This is a genomic window from Desulfosporosinus sp. BICA1-9, from assembly GCF_000802135.1.
Window position 1 is genome coordinate 1 of sequence record NZ_JUEE01000235.1, and the last position, 8,538, is coordinate 8,538.

Here is an 8,538-nt window from a genome sequence, read left to right on the forward strand (position 1 = left end):
AGGAATTCAAAACTACCAGACTTCAATATCGATACCACTCCGATCGCAGATGAATTAAAGGACCTATTGCCAATAAATCTTGAAATTGCGAGAGCCGGTATAGGGTTGAAGCTTTGGAAACGATACATTAGTGATTATCACATGATCGGTGAGAAACAAGTCTATGGTGCTCAATTAGCCTACTTTATTAAATCAAAAGAGACGATCCTGGGCTGTCTTCAGTTTTCGGCATCCGCGTGGGCCTTGAGCCCTCGGGATGAGTGGATCGGTTGGAATGTCCAAGATAGAAAGCAACGCTTGCATTTGATCGTCAATAACAGCCGATTTCTCATACTTCCCTGGGTTAACGTTAAAAACCTGGCCAGTAAGGTATTATCCTTAGCGATAAAACAGCTTCAAGAGGACTGGTTGCGCGAATATTGTTATGCACCCGTGCTTTTAGAAACCTTTGTCGACACGTCTCATTTTGCGGGCACATGCTATAAAGCCTCGAACTGGATCTATCTTGGTGAAACTCAAGGTCGGGGTAGAATGGATAGAGAAAGAGAGTATAGCCTATCTCGTAAGGCGATCTACATGTATCCCCTCCAAAATGACTTCAAAGATTGCCTTAAAGGGATTAAGCCCTGCATGGTGGTGAATCCTGATGACTAGACCAGACAAATTTCTGTCACCATGGATGGACTCTATGCCTGCGGACCGGTCATAAAAACCTGCATTGACAATGGTGAGACTATATGCTTGTCTAAAATATCGTTTGGACTATCCCTTACCAGAAATTCTGGATGGAGAGGGAGTCGTGGGACGCAAGGGAAAGTAGAAATTTGCGCAAACCCCGTTATCCATCCCCAGGACTCTACTCGCTACATTTTAGGCATTGAATGAGATGAAGCTATGTATCATAGCGCGAGAAGCGCCAGGTAAAGGGATATTTAACTAAATACATTTAAGGAGTAGGAAAATATGCATTTTGAGTTATTCGAAAAATACTTTCCTGAGATAGCAGAGAGAGAAACAAGAGAGATCATTATTAATAGACCTTCAGGTACTTTATCAGGTGGATATGGACTGTTGGAAATGTATTGTATAGACCCAGAATGTGACTGCAGGAGAGTAATGTTCTCTATTGTATCTGAAAAAGCAGAGAGCACCGTAGCAGTCATAGGTTATGGGTGGGAAAATAAGGCGTTTTATGAAAAGTGGTACGGCGAAAAAGACAATAGCGTTATTAATGCTTTGCAAGGTCCCAGTTTAAACTCGGCCAGTAAGCAAACAAAATACGCACCTGAACTGCTAGAAGTAATAAAGAATGTAGTCTTAAAAGACAGTGATTATGTTCAGAGGCTAAAAAAGCATTATAAAATCTTCAAAAGAGAACTGAAAAATCAAAAAGGAAGAGATTAGTTATTTGCCGTAAAATAGATGATGAAAGGGTGTAAATCAAGCTATGTCTATAGAACTATTATTAGATGATTCTAACCAGTGGTACGAACACTTTAGATCACTTAATCTATTAGCGCGAAATGAGTTTTTGAAAGAAACGTTTAGTTATCCATTGACTGAAGAGTTCGTGGAAGAAGTTGACTTTGTGGACGTGTTTATAACCCAGTTACATTCACTTGAAATCAAGCTACAGTATGATAAAATGCTCGAACTTTACGATGCGATCATGCCACAAAAGCAAGTGTTTGGTAAAGATTTATATTATGTAGATAATTATTTTATCGATTACTATCTCTTTAATCACGATCTTGATGGTTTAAAGAAACATCTTATAAGCTTTAAAGAATACCCAATAAGTGCGATTGATTCTCTCACCAACGTTTTTAATAAACTTATTTTTTATAATTACACAGACATTGCCTTGGACGTAGCTTTAACCATTTACCCCCAGATATCGGATACTGACGAATTAATGCCTGGTGCGGGTAGTGACTATGCAAGATTCATATACATGGAAAAAATACAAGAAATACATCAAACATTAATAAGTGGTGGGACGCTTAATAAGCCTGAAATAATAAAATACATCAAGAAATATGGGTTTGTGTTCAAAGATGAATTAGAAACAATCGAACGAGTTTTGGCTAACCATTTTTGCGACTACCCAGACATCAGTGATTATAATAATGACAGAACTAGATTTTGGTTTAAAACAATGCTGCTATTTTTTAAATACATGTATGAAGAGAAGAAGGTTAGCTTCCCAGCGGCAGCGTTAATTTGGTTTGAAGCACTAGATATTTTGATTAACGAAGATCAAGAGGATGAACCAGGAGATGATTTTGACGATATTTTTACTCTTAACCCGAAATCATATAGTGATGAAATATATCGTAGGTTCGGATTTTTATCAACTAATACAGCCTCTGCAATTGGTGTAGCTTGGGGAATGAGCTACTTCTATGATTTTCTGAAGAAATATGATTATATTTCTGTTAGTGTTCATAACTCCGCAATAACGGAAATCTTAAGTGTTCAGACTGAAATAAGCAAAGCACGGGCCAAAGAATTATGGCAGTATAATTATCTGCATCAATGGGCAAAGCCTGATTCAGTCGAGGAGGAAGACTTTATCAAAGAAAAGGAAGCTTTTGAGTACTCTTTTAGTAATATTATAAAAACTGTGATAGAACCAAAACCTTCGTTTAACACGGTTGAGAAAAAAGTTCCTATAACAGTTGTTAAAATTGGGAGAAATGATCCCTGTCCTTGCGGAAGTGGGAAAAAATACAAAAAATGCTGTGAACTTAGCAATGATCGTCTTTTCGACTGACATTGGTACCACGATGGCCATGTTTTCCACCTCCTCTGCCATGGTTTCGTCATTAGGAGCCAATAGAAAGATAATCCACTTCAAGGACGGATCGTCAGTGGCACTCACTAGTCGCTCTACTGAATAAAGCTGCCGCCACATCATAAACATCCTGTTGTACTAAACCGCTAGAAGTTAAGTGAAGTTGGTCACCCCCATACTCAGAAGTCGCCATGGAGGGCGACTCCTTAGATCCCCAAAACCATTCAAGATGAATTAGATAATTAGATGCACGCCTAAAATCCTCAAACAACACGTTATGCTTATTTTGATCTTTGGTTTTAGATTGAGTCGGAATTGAAAACTTTATGCACATGAGTGCGCGAGAAAGACCTCTTGAACGGGGGTCTTTTCTCATGTCCCTCTGTTCCTCCGAAACATTCATATCCACATGCACAAAAACTTCTTTAGCACCTACATTCAAAACAGACATTCATATCCACATGCAAATCTGCTTTAGCAACTACTAAACCGTTCTTATTGATGCAGGATAAGAATGCGTGGGTACGGATTTTACCTTAGAAGGTGGTTCTCTCTATTGAACTAGATGAATGAAGGAACCTTTGAAAATGGTGAAGCGAGTATGCGTATTTTTTTGAGTGGGGTAAGCTGTGTCAGTAAAACAACGATTGATAAGCAGCTTGCAGAGGAAGTAGATTACAAGTTCTTTGATTTAGATTGTGAGGTAGAATCGTATTATGGTAAGCCCATTGAGTTACTTCAAACGGAATTCGTTTCTATGGATGCCTATCGCAAAAAGGCTGCGGAGGTGTTAGAGAGAATCATTGCAAGTAACCCAGATGATTATGTATCCGAGTGTAGAGAAGGGTACTACTGGGGACTTCAAAATACTTATTCCGTAACGAATATATCAGAATGGCAGTTGCTGCGTTGCAATTAGAGTGAGATGAGATAATGGAAAGGGATTATTAGTTAGTAAAGTGGTGCTGTCCTTCTGCGACCTGCTCGCCGTCGAGCCAGTCTGGTCTAAGAAAGATCCCTTGTTTCTCCAAGAGTTGACGTAGTTTTTCCGGATCACGCACGATAAGGGCAGTTGGACTATAAAAGCCTAGCACATAATCTTGGTATTTGCGCGCGTTTCCGATGGTTGCTGCCAGTTTCGGAGTGGCGCACTCCAACAAAGTTAGTTGCAGAATGACTGCCTGACCGAAGGAACGTTCCCACATTTCTAATGTAAGGCGGACTTCTTCCGGTACTTCACGGGGACTGTACTTATTTAGAAAATCCAATACTTTGTCTACTGTGAGCCCTTTTTTCATTCCTTCTAGGAGAGACGTTTTATCAAAGCGGTATTTGTAATCGGGATACTGACACTCCAATGTCGCAAATTGGCTGAGTTGCCAGCGGGTGTTCCAAGACGTTCCTCGCGTTGCCATCACTTCAAAGTTGGGTTGGATAAGAAGGGTGTCTGGCCCGTCCATAGGGTAGATCTCTGAGAGAATATCCTTCAAGGTACTGTTTTGTTGTGATGTTGCCCCGCTCAGTAGTTTAGAGAATACTAACCGCCCTAGGGGAGTTGATCGCACTGAAACATCATGATCCACTGGGCACCAATCCAAGAGACCCATCCAGCGTAATGGTTCAAAGATATTAAATTTACATTCGTCAAGATCGTACACATTGTCAACCTCATCGTTATCACTGAGCAGGCAACCGGCTGTTTCCATCCATTCGGTCCAACCGCTGCGATGCTTTAGGACCGGAAGCATAAGAAAGAAGCCAATCGGTTGGGTCGACATAAAATCAGTACATAACTGGGCTAGGATTAGTGGTGCTTGGATAGAGGTAAGCAGGTGAACAAACATATTATCCAAGGTACAGAGCAAATTAGCGCTAAAGAATGTATCAAGTTCTGCATCGTCGGCTGCTAAATCCGCATTTCCACCAACCCAATTCCAAAAAGACTGGTGAAGGCCATCTGCAAACGAAAATAGGACTGAATCGCCGTACCGTTCCAATAGGCCGCTGTTAGTCCATTTGGTTAAAGATCTAAGAGCTTCGGGGTAACTGGAGTTAGATGGCATTCTGTTCCTGATTTTTTCGTGTAGGTGATTACTAAAGTCCTCTAATCTAGAACTGGTGACGCATTCGAAAGCCGTATACGCAAAAAGGAGTAGCTCCGCTGCGCTCATTTTCTCGAAATAGGCCGCCTGGGGACGGGTTTTCCCTAGTGTCTTTGATTTTGCCACCATTCATCTCTCCTAAAAAGTACTTATTCTGGCTAATCCCATCTGAAACCATTACTTACATTGAAAACCGGTGCCTATGCTTAACCCAATAGTTAATTCAACACGATACGTGAATCTCCTGCGAAAGAGAAGGAGAAACCGCGGCTAATCTACATTTAATATTTGAGACTGCTGGTCAGTCGCCGTGCCTCTTGTTTATTGATGAAGTGATTCGATCGCCAAGTCTCGAATGGCTTCTCAAGAGGTTGGTGAGATCAAGGTTGACAAGGGGGTTGACAAGGGGACGGGGTTACTGACAACCTTGAAAGTTGTCAGTAACCCCGTCCCCCCGACACGTACGCAATAATAAGACGTCGAAGTGGAACACTCGTTTGGCGGGGAGATTATCGAACGCATGACGATCACCAATGCTGTGATCAATTCGTCAAAAAGAGCCCTATATCGAGCACACGATGGATAAGGGGCTCCTTGGTAGTCAATATTCTGCACCTTCAATATACTCTTCAATAATAAACTTTGAGGAATTCATAACTTCAATCGGATATAATCCTTTGACTTTTTCCATTTCATCTTGAATCAAACCTATAACTGATTTCCATTCATTATCTTCGCTTACCTTATATACTCCCATGCTAAAAAAACCAATTGCAGGCTTGATAATAAATGGTTTAATAATCTTGCTCGTATCAACTTTTGATAGCTGGTCAAATGAAACTTCTCTGAATAAGAAATGTGGATAAATCTCTTTCATTAAAGGACTTATTTGCGGCCTTCCATAAAGTCCGAGACCTTTGCCTGAAGGGAAAGGTTCCACATAGTGAGAAATTTGAAAGTCTTGCAATGGATCTTCATAGGCATACTTTGCTCAACATAGATAAGAATGAATCAAAATCAAATTGCATAAAATCATGGGAAACTCTTTGTAATGAACAGAAAGAGTCTATCTACGAACAAATAAAGCATATTCCTGAAGCTTTGCATAGGATCGATTACGATATTATCTCTGTTAAGGAAAAACTCGAAGCTGTAACATTTACAGAACGTGAATTAATTGCTTTAGCTGAATACGAACATGAACGTTGGTTACTTCAAAAAAAGGAAGCTGGATGGAAACTAGATACTATTATCGATGAAGAGAGAAAATTACACCCTTTACTAGTACCTTGGAAAAAATTATCCGACAATAACAGAAATGAGTTAATTGTAACGATTAAATTTTGGCCAGAAATCCTGGCAAATTCAAACTAAATGGGGTAACCAAGATTGAAACTATAGAAATTATCTTTTTGTTGTAACCTAGATGTCTAGCTGTCATATGTACTCCCTTGATTCATCGAAAGATAGTTTGTCTACATAGTAGCACAATAAAATTTCCTCTGCCCGCTGCGGTGCGCACGGAAATCAAGTCGAAAGACGATAAGTCCATTGTAAAATTGTAGATATCTAACAATAGTCGTTCGACAATTGTGGTTTTATATGGTATTATATGGGTATCTTAGGAGCGAGAGGTGATATTATGTTTAGGAGATCGATGGACAATTTGGTCAGCTGGAAAAATTCAAAGGATAGAAAACCACTAATTATTAGAGGTGCCAGACAAGTCGGTAAGACATGGCTGATGAAGGAATTTGGCAAAACTAATTATGAGAAATATGCCTACATAAATTTTGACAACAATGAGCGCATGGAAAGCTTATTCAGTGGCAATTTTGACATAGAACGAATCATCACAGCACTGCAAATTGAGACTGGTGTTAAAATTGAGGCACAAAACACCTTGATCATTTTCGATGAGGTTCAAGAAGTGCCGAGCGCCTTGACCTCACTTAAATATTTCTGTGAAAATACACCTGAATATCACATTATTGCCGCAGGGTCATTGCTTGGCGTGGCACTCCATCCTGGTACATCATTTCCTGTTGGGAAAGTGGAATTTCTGGACTTATATCCCTTGGATTTTTTGGAATTCTTAAGCGCTATGGGTAACGACGAATTAGTAAAATTACTCGAAAGCAAAGATTTTAGTTTGATAACAAGCTTTAAGGGTAAGTATATAGATTTGTTAAAACAGTATTATTATATCGGTGGCATGCCAGCAGTTGTTGCGTCGTTCATCGAAGCCTCTGATTATGGCAAAGTACGTCAACTGCAAAAGGAAATACTGATGGCCTATGAACAGGATTTTTCCAAGCATGCTCCCAACGAAGCGGTGCCACGAATCCGAATGTTATGGAGCTCGACGCCTGCTCAGCTTGCTAAGGAAAATCGTAAATTTATATACGGCCTTATTCGGCAAGGCGCAAGAGCCAGAGAGTATGAGCTCGCCATGACTTGGCTAATCGACTGCGGATTAATCTATAAGATAAGCAGAGTCACAAAGCCCGACATGCCACTCAGAGCTTATCAAGACTTCAATGCGTTTAAACTATTTGTTCTTGACGTTGGATTGCTCGGTGCAATGAGTGAACTTGATATTAAATCGTTGCTTGAGGGGGACAAACTATTTGAAGAGTATAAAGGCGCCTTAACCGAGCAATACGTACTACAGCAGCTTATAGCCAGTCGAGAAATAACGCCTTATTACTGGTCCGCAGAAAAGGCTAGTGCAGAAATCGATTTTATATTCCAAAGTGAAATGAATATTGTGCCTCTTGAGGTTAAAGCCGCAGAAAACCTCCAGGCTAAAAGCCTAAAGAGTTTCTGTCAAAAGTATCAGCCGAAGTATGCAATCCGCACATCAATGTCGGATTACAGACATGAAGAATGGTTAACGAATGTGCCATTATATGCAATTAATGTTTTATCCAATATTTTAAAGGAAACTATGATTTTATGGAAACCTTCCCCACGGGCATAACGTTAGGTCTTTTCCCTGTCACATACCAAGAGAAATTAGAGAACAACTGGATTAAGCCTCCCCCTGACATAGTTGGCATAAACTCTGCTTTGATTCAGAGGGTAAGATTTCCACCAAATGTTTTAATCCTACATTATAAAGGAGAGCCATTAATAATCGATCTCTTTCTGCGCCACCCCATAAAGCCTCTCCCTCAATTAATTCAAGTTTGTTTTCGGATGGAGTGTGTGTTTCCCAAATAGAGGCAGTCAATTTTTGAGATTCAACCCGTGGTATGAGATTCATAATATTCCTCCTTGTAAGATAGATCTCGGGTTAATGAAACTATCCGGATCATTCTTGAATAATCCATTCTACATTCGATAAAGTACGACTCTCCATATTATGGTGTGATTATAGCATAACAACTGCAACAGCGGATAATACGAAATCCACAATAATTACATAGTAAAGAAAAATAAGATGAATAGATCAGTATCCTTACGTTGACCTGACGCAACAGAATTCGATTTTCCAAAAGAATGAAGACAACGAAGAATGAGGCACCTAAAGAACTGGGTGCAGTTCAAAAGGCGCCTCCTTTTCTGTGGGCAAATTGCTTACGTCACCGGCGGATCGTAGAGATCGTTGGTGGTCATGTCAATCACCCTGATATC

At 40.1% G+C, this 8,538-nt stretch carries 9 protein-coding genes; 6 read left to right on the forward strand and 3 right to left on the reverse strand.

Going from position 1 to position 8,538, the window contains the following annotated elements; genetic code table 11:
• The 4 genes from JL57_RS28905 to JL57_RS28925 form a co-directional block, all read left to right on the forward strand.
• Positions 1-654, forward strand: a 654-nt coding sequence (locus JL57_RS28905) for a Druantia anti-phage system protein DruA (protein ID WP_291300724.1), incomplete at its 5' end; no start/stop codon positions are given.
• A 309-nt stretch (positions 655-963) separates the two neighbouring features.
• Positions 964-1,404 (forward strand): hypothetical protein, encoded by a 441-nt coding sequence (locus JL57_RS28910; protein WP_034145345.1) that lies wholly within the window; start codon positions 964-966, stop codon positions 1,402-1,404.
• Positions 1,405-1,447: 43 nt separating this feature from the next.
• The gene (locus JL57_RS28915) at positions 1,448-2,776 is read left to right on the forward strand and encodes an SEC-C metal-binding domain-containing protein (RefSeq protein WP_034145346.1); all 1,329 of its coding nucleotides are present in this window, start codon (positions 1,448-1,450) and stop codon (positions 2,774-2,776) included.
• Between the two features lie 622 nt (positions 2,777-3,398).
• Positions 3,399-3,716, forward strand: a complete 318-nt coding sequence (locus JL57_RS28925) for a shikimate kinase (RefSeq protein ID WP_291300725.1) — start codon at positions 3,399-3,401, stop codon at positions 3,714-3,716.
• Positions 3,717-3,744: 28 nt separating this feature from the next.
• On the opposite strand, the gene JL57_RS28930 is transcribed toward JL57_RS28925, so the two are convergent.
• Positions 3,745-5,028 (reverse strand): helicase-associated domain-containing protein, encoded by a 1,284-nt coding sequence (locus tag JL57_RS28930; protein ID WP_291300726.1) that lies wholly within the window; start codon positions 5,026-5,028, stop codon positions 3,745-3,747.
• Between the two features lie 472 nt (positions 5,029-5,500).
• Positions 5,501-5,866, reverse strand: a complete 366-nt coding sequence (locus JL57_RS28935; protein ID WP_034145349.1) for an ATP-grasp domain-containing protein — start codon at positions 5,864-5,866, stop codon at positions 5,501-5,503.
• Between JL57_RS28935 and JL57_RS28940 the strand changes: the two genes are divergently transcribed.
• Together JL57_RS28940 and JL57_RS28945 are read left to right on the forward strand one after the other, a co-directional pair.
• A complete protein-coding gene (locus JL57_RS28940) occupies positions 5,866-6,273 on the forward strand; it encodes a RyR domain-containing protein (RefSeq protein WP_034145350.1) in 408 nt (135 codons plus the stop codon). The two genes, JL57_RS28935 and JL57_RS28940, sit on opposite strands and share 1 nt — an antisense overlap.
• A gap of 268 nt (positions 6,274-6,541) precedes the next feature.
• A complete protein-coding gene (locus JL57_RS28945) occupies positions 6,542-7,882 on the forward strand; it encodes an ATP-binding protein (RefSeq protein ID WP_034145351.1) in 1,341 nt (446 codons plus the stop codon).
• A 51-nt stretch (positions 7,883-7,933) separates the two neighbouring features.
• On the opposite strand, the gene JL57_RS28950 is transcribed toward JL57_RS28945, so the two are convergent.
• Positions 7,934-8,167, reverse strand: a complete 234-nt coding sequence (locus JL57_RS28950; RefSeq protein WP_034145352.1) for a hypothetical protein — start codon at positions 8,165-8,167, stop codon at positions 7,934-7,936.
• Positions 8,168-8,538 lie beyond the last annotated feature (371 nt).